The 15,800-nt window shown below is 52.0% G+C and carries 16 protein-coding genes; 7 read left to right on the top strand and 9 right to left on the bottom strand.

Annotated elements, in window-relative coordinates; all coding sequences use genetic code 11:
- The first annotated feature begins 37 nt into the window (after positions 1-37).
- The 3 genes from ABXT50_RS06530 to ABXT50_RS06520 all read left to right on the top strand — a co-directional run bounded on the left by ABXT50_RS06530 (position 38) and on the right by ABXT50_RS06520 (position 1,539).
- A complete protein-coding gene (locus ABXT50_RS06530; RefSeq protein ID WP_007542658.1) occupies positions 38-688 on the top strand; it encodes a GntR family transcriptional regulator in 651 nt (216 codons plus the stop codon).
- 126 nt (positions 689-814) lie between these two features.
- On the top strand, positions 815-1,228 hold the full coding sequence (locus tag ABXT50_RS06525) for a cupin domain-containing protein (protein WP_415274054.1): 414 nt from the start codon (positions 815-817) through the stop codon (positions 1,226-1,228).
- Between the two features lie 2 nt (positions 1,229-1,230).
- A complete protein-coding gene (locus ABXT50_RS06520) occupies positions 1,231-1,539 on the top strand; it encodes a hypothetical protein (protein WP_415274053.1) in 309 nt (102 codons plus the stop codon).
- 4 nt (positions 1,540-1,543) lie between these two features.
- Here ABXT50_RS06520 and ABXT50_RS06515 read toward each other — a convergent pair whose 3' ends face one another.
- On the bottom strand, positions 1,544-2,077 hold the full coding sequence (locus ABXT50_RS06515) for a VOC family protein (protein WP_415274052.1): 534 nt from the start codon (positions 2,075-2,077) through the stop codon (positions 1,544-1,546).
- Positions 2,078-2,222: 145 nt separating this feature from the next.
- Between ABXT50_RS06515 and ABXT50_RS06510 the strand changes: the two genes are divergently transcribed.
- Together ABXT50_RS06510 and ABXT50_RS06505 are read left to right on the top strand one after the other, a co-directional pair.
- Positions 2,223-4,409, top strand: a complete 2,187-nt coding sequence (locus ABXT50_RS06510; RefSeq protein ID WP_415274051.1) for a thiamine pyrophosphate-dependent enzyme — start codon at positions 2,223-2,225, stop codon at positions 4,407-4,409.
- Positions 4,409-5,776, top strand: coding sequence for a dihydrolipoamide acetyltransferase family protein (locus tag ABXT50_RS06505; RefSeq protein ID WP_415274050.1), 1,368 nt, complete (start codon positions 4,409-4,411; stop codon positions 5,774-5,776). The genes ABXT50_RS06510 and ABXT50_RS06505 overlap by 1 nt, the downstream gene beginning before the upstream one ends.
- 162 nt (positions 5,777-5,938) lie before the next feature.
- On the opposite strand, the gene ABXT50_RS06500 is transcribed toward ABXT50_RS06505, so the two are convergent.
- Positions 5,939-6,688, bottom strand: coding sequence for an SDR family NAD(P)-dependent oxidoreductase (locus tag ABXT50_RS06500; RefSeq protein WP_415274827.1), 750 nt, complete (start codon positions 6,686-6,688; stop codon positions 5,939-5,941).
- A 265-nt stretch (positions 6,689-6,953) separates the two neighbouring features.
- On the opposite strand from ABXT50_RS06500, the gene ABXT50_RS06495 reads away from it, so the two are divergent.
- The gene (locus tag ABXT50_RS06495) at positions 6,954-7,013 is read left to right on the top strand and encodes a hypothetical protein (protein WP_415274826.1); all 60 of its coding nucleotides are present in this window, start codon (positions 6,954-6,956) and stop codon (positions 7,011-7,013) included.
- Positions 7,014-7,084: 71 nt separating this feature from the next.
- On the opposite strand, the gene ABXT50_RS06490 is transcribed toward ABXT50_RS06495, so the two are convergent.
- Together ABXT50_RS06490 and ABXT50_RS06485 are read right to left on the bottom strand one after the other, a co-directional pair.
- Entirely contained in the window at positions 7,085-7,888 is an 804-nt protein-coding gene (locus ABXT50_RS06490; RefSeq protein WP_007542646.1) for an SDR family NAD(P)-dependent oxidoreductase, read from the bottom strand.
- Positions 7,889-8,067: 179 nt separating this feature from the next.
- Positions 8,068-9,864 carry a phosphoenolpyruvate carboxykinase (GTP) gene (locus ABXT50_RS06485; protein WP_415274049.1) on the bottom strand — a complete coding sequence of 599 codons (1,797 nt, stop codon included), beginning with the start codon at positions 9,862-9,864 and terminating at the stop codon, positions 8,068-8,070.
- Positions 9,865-10,445: 581 nt separating this feature from the next.
- Between ABXT50_RS06485 and ABXT50_RS06480 the strand changes: the two genes are divergently transcribed.
- Positions 10,446-10,685 carry a hypothetical protein gene (locus ABXT50_RS06480; protein WP_415274048.1) on the top strand — a complete coding sequence of 80 codons (240 nt, stop codon included), beginning with the start codon at positions 10,446-10,448 and terminating at the stop codon, positions 10,683-10,685.
- A 13-nt stretch (positions 10,686-10,698) separates the two neighbouring features.
- Here ABXT50_RS06480 and purL read toward each other — a convergent pair whose 3' ends face one another.
- The 5 genes from purL to ABXT50_RS06455 form a co-directional block, all read right to left on the bottom strand.
- Complete coding sequence (purL, locus tag ABXT50_RS06475; RefSeq protein WP_415274047.1) at positions 10,699-13,008, bottom strand: phosphoribosylformylglycinamidine synthase subunit PurL; 2,310 nt, start codon at positions 13,006-13,008, stop codon at positions 10,699-10,701.
- A complete protein-coding gene (gene purQ, locus ABXT50_RS06470) occupies positions 13,005-13,700 on the bottom strand; it encodes a phosphoribosylformylglycinamidine synthase subunit PurQ (RefSeq protein WP_007542636.1) in 696 nt (231 codons plus the stop codon). The genes purL and purQ overlap by 4 nt, the downstream gene beginning before the upstream one ends.
- A 5-nt stretch (positions 13,701-13,705) precedes the next feature.
- Positions 13,706-13,954 (bottom strand): phosphoribosylformylglycinamidine synthase subunit PurS, encoded by a 249-nt coding sequence (locus ABXT50_RS06465; protein ID WP_415274046.1) that lies wholly within the window; start codon positions 13,952-13,954, stop codon positions 13,706-13,708.
- Positions 13,955-14,099: 145 nt separating this feature from the next.
- Positions 14,100-14,969: an arginase family protein gene (locus ABXT50_RS06460; protein WP_415274045.1), complete on the bottom strand. Its 870-nt coding sequence runs from the start codon at positions 14,967-14,969 to the stop codon at positions 14,100-14,102.
- Positions 14,962-15,732, bottom strand: coding sequence for an IclR family transcriptional regulator (locus ABXT50_RS06455; protein WP_415274044.1), 771 nt, complete (start codon positions 15,730-15,732; stop codon positions 14,962-14,964). The genes ABXT50_RS06460 and ABXT50_RS06455 overlap by 8 nt, the downstream gene beginning before the upstream one ends.
- Positions 15,733-15,800 lie beyond the last annotated feature (68 nt).

Raw genomic sequence — 15,800 nt, 5'->3', positions numbered from 1 at the left:
AGGCTAAGATTCTGTCTGATAACCGAAGGAGACCAGCGTGGAGGAAAAAGACCGAGGCTCAAGCGAGAAAATCGCCAATGAGCTCCGTGCGCAAATTCTTTCCGGCGACCTACTTCCGGGGTCTCGAATCTTGCAAGAGCAATTGGCAGTCGAATTTGGTGCCAGTCGGCTACCGGTCCGAGACGCACTGCGTCGTCTGCAAGCAGACGGACTGGTAACAATCGTTGTCAACACCGGTGCCTGGGTATCTAAACTCAATAAAACCGAGTGCGAAGAGGCCTATCTCATTCGCGAGAAGCTGGAGCCGCTTCTCGGACGCAGAAGCGCAGAGCAGATGCATCCAGACACAATTGTCGAATTACAAAAACTCTTAGAGCAGATGGAATCCTGTGACGATGTCGCTCAGTTCCTCAGGCTCGACAGGGAATTTCATCTGCTTTCCTACTCGCATGGACCTGCCGGAATGATCAAAGACCTAGTGGAGCGTCTGTGGAACACCACTCAGCATTACCGTCGAGCATTCGTGAAGCTAAGCGGACTCGAAAAAGACAGTGTCACTCACTTAGAGCACCGATTAATTCTGGACACTTTGGTTCGCGGCGACTTGGATGAGCTAGAAGTAATTCTGGGCGCTCACATTCGACGCACCCGCAAGTCGCTGGTCGCACACCCTGAGATTTTTGACTAAAAATTCGAATCCGATTCCAGGCTTTTTGCAGTCCAACCGGCGACTGAAATCCTAATTTTTCCCTCATTGCATACGGTTTACTAGACTTCAACGACTGTCTCGTTTATCCGATTTTGAGAGGAAGCAATGGCTAGTACTCCGATAATTATTGCCGATACCGGCTCCCCCAGTCAGATCCACGGCGTTCACGGCGGCCGGGGCGTCCTTCGTTGGAAGCGCTTTGTCACAGGGCTGATGATGCACGCCGCCTGGGATTCCTTCGAGCACAACCGTCTTGAGCCGGGCGCAGCGGTCGGCGAGCACGTTCACTCTCGAACCGAAGAGATTTATTTCATTATTCGCGGACGCGGAATGATGAAATATAACGGTGAACACTTTGAGGTTGGTCCTGGGGATTTGATTATGACCCCGCTTCACGGCAAGCATGCAATCGAGACCATTGGCGATGAGACTTTGGAGTTCTTCGTTGTTGAGGCGCTGCCGCCGGAGATTGTGAACGCACTTCCTCAGTACAGCCCTTCCGAAGAATCGGAGCACTAGTCATGACTTATAGCCCGCGAGTAAACCTCTACGAGACCGATGTGACTAACATCACTGAAATCATGGCGGGGCCCTGGAAGGCCATAAAAGTGGTTGACGTAGCTTCTGGTGAAACCCTTGAGTTCTCAACCGACGGTGAAGAGCACGGTGTTTTTGTGATTGAAGGCTCATTTGTTGCGACCATCCCGGATGGCTCAACGTTCGAGTTCAAGAAAGACATGTCGATGACCCTGGCCAGTGGCGGGGCCGCTTCGGTTGTTGCAGGCCCAGAGGGCTTCAAGATCTGTCAGGTAACAATGAGGGTCGACTAAGAAATTACTCCGCAGGAGTCTTTGGAGACCACAGTTTCACCGGAGCAGTCGTCTCGTAGTCCTTACCGTTTGGGTAGCTGACAAGTTCGAACTGCATACCCCAGGGGGCCAAGAAATAAATCCAACGCTGACCGGCGGCAAATGCCTTGCTTGAGATCGGTTCACCCAAAACCTCAACACCATGAGACTTCAGGTGCTCAATTGCAAGATCTAGGTCGTCCACATAAAAGGCAAGGTGGTGACCACCGGCATCGCTGTTTTTAGGCTGAGGCATCGGGGTTTGATCTACCGATTGGTATTCGAAGATTTCAAAGTTGGTGCCGTGGCCTAGACGAAAGTGACGATTCTGCTTGATCACTGTTCTGGGGTCAACGTTTAGTTGTCTTTCCATCCAGTTATCATCGGACTGGAAAGGACCCAGTTTGTAGATGTAATCGCAACCGATTACCTCGACAAAAAACTTGGTTGCCTGCTCGATATCCGGCACGTTGAAACCGACGTGGTCGGTACCCCTTATTCCAGGAATTCCCTTTTTCATGACATGCCCATCTGCTAGCTATTGGATACAAACTACTGATAAAAGGCGCTTTTTGCACGCTTTTTTGGGTTAGTGGTTGTAGTAATGTATCCAATCACGCTAAATTAGTACCAATAGCCAATCAATATTCTTTACGGAGTCATCGATGACCGAACGCATTCAGCTAGATCCCCTCGAGCCATGGGTTGAGATCAAAACCACCAAGCAGGACTATCAAAACGCCGACCCCAAATTACTCGAGACCATGCTCGGTCAGCTACACCTAATCAGAGCATTCGAAGAGGCGATTCTTGACATCGCCGGTGAGGGTCTGGTCCACGGTCCCGCTCACTCGTCTGTCGGTCAAGAAGGTGGAGCAGTAGGTTCCATCGTCGGTATGCGTCCAACCGACGCCATCAATGGATCCCACCGAGGCCACCACCAATTTTTAGCTAAGGCAATTGCCTACGTAGCACCTCAACTAGATGTGACCAACCTTGTAACCAGCCAAGTCCAAGAAGTTTTGCAGAAGACCGCCGCCGAGATCCTTGGGCTCGCCCAAGGATATTGCAAGGGCCGTGGTGGCTCGATGCACCTTCAGTGGCATGAAGCCGGAGCACTGGGAACCAACGCGATTGTTGGCGGCGGTGTTCCGCTTGCAGCTGGTAACGCATGGTCACAGAAGCGAGCTGGAACAACGGATATGACAACCAGCTACTTCGGAGACGGAGCCGTAAACATCGGCAGCGTGCTTGAGAGCATGAACCTAACTGCCGCCTGGGATGTCCCACTAGTGTTTTTCATCGAGAACAACCTCTACGCGGTTTCGACCACGGTTGCCGAGGCAACCAAGGAAGATCGCCTAAGCGGTCGCGGAGTCGGTTTTGGTATTCCTAGCTGGCGCGTAGACGGAATGGACCCACTCGCCGTTTGGCACGTAATGCAAGAAGTTGAGGAGCATGTTCGTTCGGGCAAGGGCCCAGCGGTTGTTGAAGCAGAGGTCTACCGATTCTTCCACCAGAACGGAGCCTTCCCAGGAAGCGCCTTCGGATACCGCTCTAAGGAAGAAGAAGAGCACTGGAGAAGCCGTGACCCACTGGACAAGGTTGCCAACGAGATGATCGAACTCGGTTTGATCACTCAGGAGCAAGTCGCTGACACCAGGAAGCAAGCAGTTGCCGCAATGGAGCTAGTAGCACTTGAATTGCTAGAACCAGATCTTGACGGAAAGCCGGGAGCTAGAAAAATCAAGGCTAACCTTTGGCCTGACGCCGGTTTCGTTGACGTCGGACTGCGCTCGGATCTTTCAGAGCTTGCTGGAGCTAAGACTCTGGAGCAGGACTCTTACACCGGAGAAACAACCGACATTCGTTTTGTTGACGCCATGGCCAAGGGCATGGATCGTCAAATGGAACTTGATGACCGAATCATTATTTTGGGTGAGGATGTTCATCGCCTAAAGGGTGGAACCAACGGTGCGACCAAGGGCCTGCCAGATAAATATGACGGCCGAGTACTTGGAACCCCAATTAGCGAGAACGCCTTTGCGGGCCTTGGCGGCGGAATGGCCATGGACGGCAGATTTCGCCCAGTAGTTGAGTTCATGTATCCGGATTTCCTTTGGGTTGCAGCCGACCAGGTCTTCAATCAAATCGGTAAGGCCAGGCACATGTTTGGTGGTCAGAACCCAGTGCCATTGGTTCTAAGAACCAAGATTGCAATGGGCTCGGGCTATGGATCCCAGCACCTAATGGATCCAGCAGGCATTTTTGCTACCGCCCCTGGTTGGCGAGTAGTTGCAGCCAGCAACCCGTTTGACTACATCGGCCTCATGAACGCTGCGCTAAAGATGGAAGACCCAGTTTTGATGATCGAGCACGTTGATCTCTACACCCAGCGCGGTCTGATTCCAGCCGACGATCTTGACTACCACATCGAATTTGGCAAGGCACGAGTTGTTAGAGAAGGAAAAGACACCACAATTCTCAGCTACCTAAACATGGTCAACATCACCAAGGAAGCACTTGACCAGACCGGCCTAGATGGCGAACTGATCGATCTTCGCTGGCTAGATAGAGCGAGCATTGACTGGGACACCATCGGTGAGAGCATCAAGAAGACCAACAGTGTTGTCATAGTCGAGCAGGGCGTTCAAGGCACCAGCTACGGTGGGTGGCTGTCCGATGAGATACAGCGCAGGTTCTTTGACCACTTGGATCAGCCAGTTCAACGAGTTCACGGACGTGAAGCATCACCAAGCATCTCCAAGGTTCTAGAGCGAGCATCTATCGCAGGCCTTGAAGAAGTGGTGGCAGGCTTGAACCTCGTGAAGGAAGGGTTTGGCAAAAACTAATGGCCACACAAATCAAACTTCCCGAGGTTGCAGCAGGTGCAACTCACGCAGTCATCTCTAGCTGGCAGGTCGCCGTTGGCGACCAGGTTGTCGTTGGCCAGCAAATAGCCGAAATCGAAACCGATAAGGCAGTCGTAGAACTTTTGGCAGAAACCGCCGGAACTATTTTGGAGCTCATTGGCAAGCCAGGCGATGAAATGGAAGTCGGTAGCACCATTGCCATGGTTGGTGAAGCAGGCGAGACTGCTGCTCCAGAGCAAGCGACTTCGGCTGCAGAGGCACCAGTGCCAGCAGCCGCATCTCCGGTTGCTAGCCCTGTCGCTAGCCCGGTTGCGGAGCCAGTCACAACTCCAACTGGCACCGCCGCAGACGCCTCAGCAGCTGTTCCAGCTGAAACCGTTCAGGCTTCCGGGAGACAGCGCGTGTCTCCTATTGCCAGAAAACTAGCCAAGGACGCTGGCGTCGATGTGAGTCAGATCACCGGTACTGGCCCAAGTGGAAGGGTTGTCAGACGCGATGTCGAAGCGAGCGTCGCAAACGCACCTGTTGCGGTTGAGCCAATGGCTGCACCTGTTGCAGCTAACCCAGTAGCCGCACCTGTTGCAGCTAACCCAGTAGCCGCCCCTCAGGTTCCAGCTCCAGTGAGCACCAGTGCTTCTAAGGAGCTTGCGAGCCAGGAGTACTCGTCTACTTACTCAACGGTTCCTCACACTTCGATGCGTAAGGCAATCGCCAGAAGGCTTACTGAGAGCAAGAGCACTGTTCCGCACTTCTACCTAAACGCAGACTGCAAAGTGGATGAACTGCTTGCACTGCGTAAGAAGATAAACGAAAGCTCACAGGTCAAGATATCGGTCAACGACATGGTTGTTAGAGCCGTGGCTGCAGCGTTTGAGGATGTCCCAGAAGCGAATGTTGTCTGGGGACCAGACGCCATGATCAAGTACGAGTCAGTAGACATATCGATCGCAGTTTCAACCGACGGTGGTTTGCTCACTCCGGTTATCCGAGGCGTTGAAAAACGGTCACTTAGCAACATTGCCAGGACCATCACTGACTTGGCCGAAAGGTCACGAGCAGGCAAGCTACGCCAAGAAGAACTAAATGGTGGAAGCTTTGCTGTCACTAACTTGGGCATGTACGGCACCTCAAGCTTCTCGGCGATCTTGAACCCACCGCAGTCAGGTATTTTGGCCGTCGGTGCAGCTGGGCCGAAGGCCGTGGTTGTGGATGGCGAGATAACTATCGCCACCATCATGAGCGTGACGCTATCTGCTGACCACCGAGCGGTTGACGGTGCGTTGGCTGCTCAGTGGCTAGCGGCCTTCAAGGCAAGGATTGAGAATCCTCTAACAATGCTTATCTAGCGCATAAAAAATCCCCCCTAAGGCGGCTACCTTTTGGGGGGATTTTTTTATGGCTTTCTTACGACTTTCGGTTATCAAGTAATGCGAAACACCAACGGCACCGTGGTTTTTGCGACGTTGCCGTTGGTGTTAGTGCCTAGGATCTGATTGTTGGGGCTTTGACTAGATGGCTGTGTAACCACCGTCAACGACGTGCTGCGATCCGGTGATGAAGCTGGCCTTGTCCGAGAGCAAGAAGACCACGAGGTTCGCAACTTCCTCGGCTGTTCCGAGACGGCCAATGGGGTGCAGGTCCACCATGGCAGCGTGTGCTTCCTCTGAAAAACTCGATAGCAGTGGAGTGTCGATGTAGCCGGGGTGCACCGAATTGATGCGCACACCGTCAGCTGCATAGGTGAGCGCTGTTGCCTTGGTGATTCCAGAAATAGCATGCTTTGTAGCAACGTAAGGCGCCATAGTGGAAACGCCTACAAGGCCTGCCACTGATGACGCATTCACGATGGCACCGCCACCGGCCTTGATTATTTCAGGAACTTGGTACTTTAGTCCGTAGAAAACGGAATCAACGTTTACTTCCATGAGCTGCTTATAGTCGTCAATGTCTGTCTCGTGAACAGGGCCTTGTGGGCCAACAATTCCTGCGTTGTTGAACGCCAGATGAAGGGCGCCGTAGGTTTCGACAGCCTTGTCGACGGCTGCTTTTACATCTTCGGGCTTACCGACGTTGCCGGCAACCGCGGTAGCTTTTCCACCCGCAGTTACAATTTCGGTGACGACCTCTTGAGCAACCTCAAGCGTTAGGTCGTTAACTATTACATTGGCACCTTCTGCTGCCAGCCCATGGGCAACAGCCCGTCCAATACCAGATCCTCCACCGGTTACCAGTGCGGTTTTATCTGTAAATTGCTTCATCATAATGTGCTCCTTCTTTCCCATTGTGTGGTCGAGATGTGCACTTTCAGCGTATTCCAACCCAACGTGCAAAGGCCGTTCTCCCAGTCAATGCGGAGGTTGAACCCCTCCCAAAGCCCTGTTTTACGGACTTTTCCCTACCCCGGAGCCGCAGCGAGATCGTGGCTTCTCCTCCCCGGAAGAGTCGCCACAGCAGCTTCAAAACAACGGGTGAAGGCGCCAGGAAGAACTAAACGGCGGCAGCTTTGCTGTCACCAACTGGAGCATGTTCGGCAGCTCAAGCTTCTCGGCGGTGTTGAACCCACCGCAGTCGAGAATCCTCTAATAGTGTCTTTCTAGCGCAAAAAAATCCCCCCAAGGCGGCTACCTTCCGGGGGGATTTTTTTATTGTCTAAATTACTGGATTACCATTCCGCCATCGATCATTAGAAGCTGACCGGTCATGTAGTCAGACTCTGGGCTGGCTAGGAACGAAGCAGTTCCAACTACGTCCTCTGGGTAGCTGTAGCGCTTCATAAGAATCATGTTCTCAGCGATGTCATCCATTGACTGCCCTCGCTTCTCGAACTTGCCGATTTCGACTAAGTCCTTGTCTAGCTGCTCCCACATCTCGGTGCGAACAACTCCTGGGCCGTAGCCGTTGACGGTGATGTTGTGCTCAATAAGCGACTTGGCGCCGGCCTTGATTAGACCAAGAATTGCGTGCTTTGTCATTGTATAAACCGTGACGTCATCGAAAGCCTCGCGAGAAAGAATCGAGCCAACATTGAGAATCTTGTATGGATACTCGCGCTTGCCCTGATCCTTCATCTGCTGAGCAACCTTCTGCATAACGTTTAGGGATCCCCAGGTGTTGACTTTGTTCAGTAGGTCGAAGTTTTCCTTGGTGATGTCCAAGAAGAACAGTGGCTTGTTGATGCCTGCGTTGTTCAGAAGAAGGTTGATTTCGCCAAAAGTGTCAACGGTGTGCTGAACAGCTGCCTTGGCGTCTTCCTCGCTGGCAACATCAAGTTTTATGTAGGTGGCCTTGCCTCCATCGGCAATGATTTCATCGGCAACGGCCTTGATGCCCTCAATGTTTAGGTCGCCGAGGCAAACTTCCGCGCCTTGTGCTGCCCAGTGCTTGGCGATTGCGGCGCCCATTCCTTGCGCAGCTCCCGTAATAAGGGCCTTTTTACCTGCCAGTCTTGTCTTATCCATCGTTGTTCCTTCCTCATTGAAGCTCGATCATTGTGGCGTAAGAAATCTAAGTTAATTTTTACGACGTTTCGGGAATAGTGTAAACCCTTACAGAACAACAAGAGGCTCTCAGAGAACAAACTTTAGGGAATTGTTACCTGTTTTTGAAGGTCATAAATCGCGCAAAAAACCGCGGTCGATTAGGCCCGAAGTCTACTCTCGAGATTTTGCAGTTCCACCTTCAGCTCCTCCGGCATTTTGTCGCCAAAGCTCTCAAAGAAGCCCGCAATTTCAGCGGCTTCGTGGCTCCAAGTGTCCCGATCAACCGCAAGCAATTGAGCAAGCTTCTCCTCTGAGAGCCGCAGGCCTTCGGTGTTTAGCGCCTCGGCTTTTGGAACCATGCCAATTGGGGTTGCGATCGAGGAGTCTTTGCCCTCAATTTGCCCCACGACCCACTGCAGAACCCTCATGTTTTCACCAAAGCCTGGCCAAATGAACTTGCCGTTTTCATCTTTTCGGAACCAGTTCACCTGGAAGATGGTCGGTAAGTTGGCAGGATCTAGTTTTTCGGCGAAAGACAACCAGTGACCGAAGTAGTCACCCATGTTGTAGCCGCAGAAAGGCAACATGGCAAATGGGTCGCGTCGAAGGATTCCAATTGGTCCCTCGGCAGCGGCAGTTTGCTCACTGGCAATGGTTGCCCCTAGGAAGACGCCATGCTGCCAGTTCAGGGATCGAACAGCCAGCGGCACATTGGTAGCTCTTCTGCCACCGAACAAGATCGCGTCTAGTTCGACACCTTCGGGCTCTGCCCAATTGTCACTAAGGCTCGTAACCTGATCGATTGGAAGGCAGAACCTAGCATTTGGGTGAGCGGCAGCTTTTCCACTGTCCTTGTTCCAGGGGTCACCCTTCCAATCAGTCAGGTGGTCTGGGGCTTCATCGGTAAGACCCTCCCACCAAACGTCTCCGTCTTTAGTGGTGGCGACGTTGGTAAAAATAGCGCCCTCGCGCATTGAGTCAACCGCAACCTTGTTGGTGGAGATTCCAGTACCCGGCGCTACTCCAAACAAACCGTTTTCCGGGTTGATTGCGCGGATCTTTCCTCTATCGTTTGGCGCCATCCAAACAATGTCATCGCCTAGGGTCTCGACTTTCCAGCCTGGCATTTGAGACTGCAACATCGCAAGATTTGTCTTACCGCAGGCGGAAGGGAAGGCGGCCGCCACGTGGTACTTCTTTTTTTCAGGGGTGGTAATTCTGATTAGTAGCATGTGCTCTGCCAACCAACCTTCGTCGCGCGCAAGGACCGAACCAATGCGAAGCGCCATGGCCTTCTTGCCAAGCAGTGAATTGCCGCCGTACCCAGAACCGAAGGACCAAATCTCTCGGGTCTCCGGGAACTGAACTACGTAAACGTTTTCCGGGTTGCAGGGCCAGGGGGTATCGGCAACGGTGTTTCCTTGGTCATCAATCAGTGGTTGACCAACCGAATGAATCGCAGGGACCCAGTCGGCACCTGCAGCAATCCTGTCTACAATCTTGTCGCTGACACGGGTCATTATTCGCATCGATGCCACGACATAAGGGGAGTCTGTTATTTCAACTCCGTAGCGAGCAAGCGGTGAGTTGAGTGGTCCCATGGAAAACGGGATCACATACATTTTGCGACCACGCATCGAACCTGCAAATTTCTCATTGAGTTCAGCGCGCATTTTTGCCGGCTCAACCCAGTTGTTTGTTGGCCCTGCGTCCTTTTCTTCCTCAGAACAAATAAACGTTCTGGACTCGACTCTTGCAACATCGGCAGGGTCAGTACGTGCAATAAAGCTGTTTGGTCTGATCTTCTGATTTAGTTTCTCAAAGGTGCCATTTTCAACAAGCAGCGCGTTGATTTTTTGGCCTTCGGGATAAGAGCCGTCACACCAGACTATTTCGGTTGGATCGGTTAGATCGGCAACCTCAGTTACCCAACGCTTCAGTGTCGACAGTGACATAAAAAACTTTCTTGTGCTTCTACGTTTATGCTAACGCTTGCGATAAATGTGTTTGCCCGGGTCAGGGCAGCTGTTTGAGACTCGCATTTGGGTTTCGCGAGATAGAAAAAACCTTTGGGGTTAACCATTATTGTATCCAATCGGGGTCAAAGATTGCAAATATAGGCAGCAATACCAGTAAAAAGGCTTTGGTTGTATACATGAGAACCAAAGGCTGGTGAGTTGCTGGAGTGTTTTACGAGTGGATCGTTGGCGACTAAAGCGCCTTTAAACGGTCAGAAGACCCAAATTTTGATATCGTTTTGCGACAAACGCCCTGGTGGTAAATGAAGGCGCTACTTTGGCCGCGTAAATGCAGCTGGTTTTTGGTGCGCCCGCGGCTGTTGACAGGGAAAGACATTGACTGATCATTTGGCCCCCACAATCATCTTTGATAAAGGTATGACGCAAGTATGCCAGCTAAAACTTCTGAGCCAACTATTCCTCAAGGCACGTTGGTGAATTACCAAAAAGCACATCGACCTAGGTCTAGGAGGTCCTTAAAGTGACTTCAAAACCGCAACCCTTTAGACTTTGGTCCAATGAGAACTATTAGTTGTAAAGAACTCGGCGGGGCGTGCAGTCAAGCGTTTCGAGGCTCTACCTTCGAGGAAGTGGCCAGCCAGAGCCAACAGCATGGTGCTGAGATGGTCGCTTTGGCAGATCAACCGCACCTTGATGCCATGTCAGAAATGATGACCATCTTGGAATCGGGCCACGTTGAAGAGTGGATGAACGCCAAGATGGAGCTCTTTGAGCTTTTGCCCGACGATGGTGAGTAGCTAACTCGAAACTTTACCCAAACAAACCAGACATCACACCAGACCAGCCCTGACGAATATCGTCAAGCTTCAGATCTGCAATGTCTTTGATTTCTACTAATCCTGAGGTTGCATCGGTAACACCGATTCGAAGGCAAGGCACACCTCTTGCTTCACAGAGAGCTTGGAACTTTACATCGTCTTCTCTGCCAACGCTGACTAGCACCCTGGTTTGAGACTCTGAGAACAAAGCTGCTGTCTGGTCGATGTCATCGCGATCAAGAATGTCGCCGAGCCAGATTCTGGCACCGACGTTGAATCGAAGCGATGCTTCTAGTATTGCGATGCCAAGACCACCCTCGGAAAGATCGTGAGCGGATTCAATAAGGCCCTGGATACTTGCCCCATGCAAAAGGTCTGCGAGCAGTCTCTCTTTTGCCAAGTCCACCTTCGGCGGTTGCCCACCTAGGTGGTCATGAATGTCTTTAGCCCAGGCTGAGCCATCCAGCTCGTCATAAGTGGCTCCGAGAAGATAAATGTTGTTTCCATCATCTTGCCAACCGGACGGGATTCTTCTCGCGACATCGTCAATAACACCTAGGACACCGACTACCGGAGTCGGGTAGATGGCTACATCACCCGATTGGTTGTAGAAGCTGACGTTTCCACCGGTGACCGGGATGCCCAGTTCAAGACAAGCATCTGCCAGTCCGGCGGTGGCTTCTTTGAATTGCCACATCACTTCTGGGTTTTCAGGAGAGCCAAAGTTTAGGCAGTTAGTCACCGCTCTTGGCACTGCTCCGGTGACTGCAACGTTCCTATAGGCCTCAGCCAATGCGAGCCTGGCTCCCTCGTAGGGGTTCAGGTAGGCGTACTTGCCGTTGGCATCCGTTGCTAGCGCAACACCAAGGCCCGATTCCTCAGAGACTCGGATCATGCCGGAATCATCCGGCATTGAAAGCGCCGTGTTGCCGCCCACGTACTTGTCATATTGCGCCGTGATCCAGCTCTTGTCAGCCTGATTGGGGGTGGCAATTAGCTGCATGAGCTGAGTTGCCAGCTCGGCTGCGTTTTTAGCTCTTGGAAGCTTTGCCGAGCTGTTTTCATTCAGTTCGTTTTGGTAGGCAGGGTAGGCGACTGGGCGCTCATAGACCGGGCCATCGTGGGCAACGGTTCTCGGTGGGACATTGACGATTTCTTCGTGACCCCAATTAATGTATAGGCGATCTTCGTCGATGACGTCACCAAGTACTGAGTACTCAACTTCCCACTTGTTTACGATGTTCTCGAATTCTTTTAGGCGCTTTTTAGGAACCACTGCGCACATGCGCTCTTGGGACTCTGACATCAGAATCTCTTCTGGAGTAAGCGATTCGTCCCTCAGCAGCACATTCTTTAGCTGCACTCTCATGCCCTTGCCACCGTTTGAAGCAAGTTCTGACGTGGCGCAGGAAATTCCGGCACCACCCAGGTCTTGAATTCCAGCAACTACTCCCGCATGAAACAGCTCAAGGCAGCACTCAATTAGGACCTTCTCGGCAAATGGGTCGCCGACCTGAACTGCTGGCCGCTTGGTTGGGCTGGTTGACTCGAACGTTTCCGAGGCTAGAACCGAAACGCCGCCGATTCCATCGGCGCCAGTTCTTGCTCCGAAGAGAATCACTAGATCGCCTGGGTTTGAAGCCTTGGCAAGTTTTAGGTCTTCGTGCTTCATTGAGCCAATGGATAGAGCGTTCACAAGGGGATTGCCCTGGTAGACCGAGTCAAAGACTGTTTCTCCACCGATGTTTGGAAGGCCTAGGCAATTACCGTAGAAGCTAATGCCATCGACTACGCCGTGGACGACGCGCGCAGTGTCCGGGTGGTTAGGAGCACCGAAGCGAAGCTGGTCCATGATTGCAATTGGTCTCGCGCCCATTGACAATATGTCACGGACGATTCCGCCAACACCGGTTGCTGCGCCTTGGAAAGGTTCTATGAAGCTGGGGTGGTTATGGCTTTCAACCTTGAAGGTGACCGCTAGGCCTTCGCCGATGTCCACTACTCCGGCGTTCTCACCCATGCCGACCATGAGGTATTTTTTCATCTCGTCAGTTACTTTTTCACCGAATTGGCGAAGATAGATCTTTGAGGACTTGTAGCTGCAGTGCTCGGACCACATAACTGAATACATGGCAAGTTCCGAGGAGGTTGGCCGGCGGCCAAGGATATTTTTTATTTCTTGATACTCGTCTTGCTTGAGGCCAAGTTCTTGCCAGGGCTGTTCTTTATCTGGCTCGGTACTGGCATTATCTGTTGTGTCGACGCCGCTTGGCTCTAATGTTTTTGAGTTAAATAACTTCAAGAATTCACCACCATTTTTAGGACGCTTTCAAAGAACAAAAGCCCGTCTATGCCCGAGCGCATCGCCGTTGGAGTGTCTGGACCAAAGCCTGCTTCAACCGCGTGCTCTGGGTGAGGCATCAGACCAACTACGTTGCCGCGTTCGTTTGTGATTCCGGCAATGTCATTCATTGACCCGTTGGGGTTGTTCTCCACGTAGCGGAAGGCAATTCTGTTTTCTTGCTCCAACATCTTTAGGGTGTCGTCGGTTGCGATGTAGCCACCCTCACCGTTTTTAAGCGGGATTAAGATTTCCTGGTCTTTTTCAAACAGGCTGGTCCAAGCAGTTTCGTTGTTTTCAACGCGTAGCTTTTGGTCACGGCAAATAAAGTGTTGCTTTTCGTTCCTGATTAGCCCCCCGGGCAGCAAATGCGACTCAACCAAAACTTGGAAGCCGTTGCATATACCAAGAACCGGCAGGCCCTTTGCGGCGAGCCGAATGACCTCTTTGGTTGCCGGTGCCTTTGCGGCAATTGCTCCGCAGCGTAGGTAATCGCCGTAAGAAAAGCCACCCGGTAAAACAACCGCATCAACTTTCTTTAGATCGTCATCGTCGTGCCAGAGCGGAACTGGTGTTCCACCGGCAAGCCTGATTGCCCTTTGAGCATCGCGGTCATCAAGGGTTCCGGGGTAGGTGATTACACCGATCTTCATCTGTCTTAGTCCTCTTTGATTATTGCGATGACATCTTCGATGACATCGTTTGAGAGGAAGTTTGCGGCTTGATCCTTAGCCATTTCTAGGTCCTGGTCGGTAATCTCGCGATCAAAGTGCAGTTCAATGCGCTTGCCGATGCGGACATCTGTAATTTCCTTCTTGCCCTCACGGTGCAGTGAATTTGCAACCGCTTTTCCCTGCGGGTCAAGCAGATCCTGTTTCGGCATGATCTCGACAATGATCTTTGGCACTTTTCCCCTTCGGTTTTCTTGGGCTGATGCCAAGTTTCGGGTCGGATTGTTGGCTGCTTGCAACCTCGCAACTACCAATAGTTTATCGCCCGATTTGGCATGAATCTAATCGCGCGTATTTGGCCAGGCGGATTGGACCCATTAGCTATCGCTTGAGGTAGCCGGCTGCTGCCTCCAGAACCAGAAGGGCACCGAGTCGTATTGTTCTTTGGTCTTCGGCATCTCTCGATGCATCGATCTCGGTTATGTCTAGACCACGAACTAAGGAATTTGCAGTCAAGAGCCTTGCGGCTTGGCGAAGTTCAAAAGCCGAGATGCCGCCAGGCGCAGCCGCTGGGCAGGCAGGAACCACACTTTGATCACAGACATCGACATCGAGGTCAACGTGAATCGGACCCAGGCCGGCACCCGCGATTTCTAGAGCTTTCTTGCACGCATTAGCTATTCCAATGCTTGCAACCTCGGTTCTAGTTATTACCGTGATGCCGAGTGAATGAGCTAGCTGTTCGTAGTCAGAGGAATTGGAAAAGTCGTTGATCCCGATCTGAACTATTTGTTTAGGGTTTAGTCCGGCCTCGATCAGTCGTCTCACTGGGCTGCCGTTTGAGTTGCCGTCTCTTAGGTCGTGGTGAGCATCGAGGGTAATTAGCCCAGCGGTCGAAAGTCTTTGTCCATAGACACCCAAAGCGGCAGCGTAGGTGATCGAGTTGTCGCCACCCAGAGCGATAACTAGTTCTTTGTTTGCGGCGTTGAGGGTGTTTATTGTCTGCTGTTCGTTTTGCTCTGGGTCTGCTATTTCACCCAAGTCCTGAATCGATTGAACAGCAATGTTTTTGTCTGCGGTGTAGGAGTGGGTGGAAAACCTTCGCAGTGCTTCCCTTATTGCTTTTGGGGTCAGGTGCGCATTGGTTTGGCTAATTGACAGCTTGTGGGCAGGGATGTCAATCAGGCCAATAACTGATTCGGAATTGGTGATGAGCGAGCTCGCTCGCTGCCACTTGGGATCTTCAGCCACTGTGACCAAACCTTCCGGATAGCTCATCGGCTGCTCTTGAGAGTGCCAGAGCTAATTGGTCTAACTGTAGCTTTTCTAGCTCTTGAGATTGCAACGTGATTGCCAAACCAGCGATCGGATGATTTAGGCGATCCAGGATTGCAACCCCAACTGAGGCGTAACCCAGGGTCACTTCATCAACCTCCAGGGCAAAGTCCGATTTTGCTTCGGTTGCAAGCAAGCTGGTTAGCTCCTTGAGGGTTTTTGGTCCAAGTGAAGTTCTTTTAGAAAGCTCACCGCTACCAAAGGTGGCGATGAGCTGTTTTTGATCCAGGTGGGCCAGCATCGATCTGCCGGAGGCTGTTAGGTGGGCAGGGAGCCTCACGCCGACTTCGGTGACCAGCTTGAGGCTTCTTATTGGCCGCTGTTCGATTAGGTAGAGAACATCGGAGCCATCTAGCACGCCAAGATGGCCAACTACGTTCGCTCGTTTGGAAAGTTCGTCCACGAGCTTGGTAATAACTGGTCTAGCAAGCCTCTCTAATGGTTCGTGTCGCTTGTAGGCGCTTCCAAGCTCCCAGGCGGCAAGTCCCAACCCCCAACGCTTGTCTTCGGTGAAGTGAATGGCGAAGCCTTGAGATTCAAGAACCTCCAGCAACTGGTAGCAGCTGGACCTTGGAATTTCGAGCTTTTGGGCGAGGCGGTTTGCCGTTGTCGGCTGGCCCAATTCGGCCATTAGCTTCAGAAGAGACAGGGTTCTGGTAGCCGCGGGGACTTTGCTCATGTTTCAAGTATGTCTGAAATCTCAGACACAACTATTGTTTCTTCGATTGAAGTTATCGGCAGGTAGCG

The sequence above is a fragment of the Aquiluna sp. Uisw_065 genome, from assembly GCF_047731275.1.
In the GTDB taxonomy this organism is placed as follows: domain Bacteria; phylum Actinomycetota; class Actinomycetes; order Actinomycetales; family Microbacteriaceae; genus Aquiluna.
This window is presented reverse-complemented; position numbering and strand designations above follow the sequence as displayed.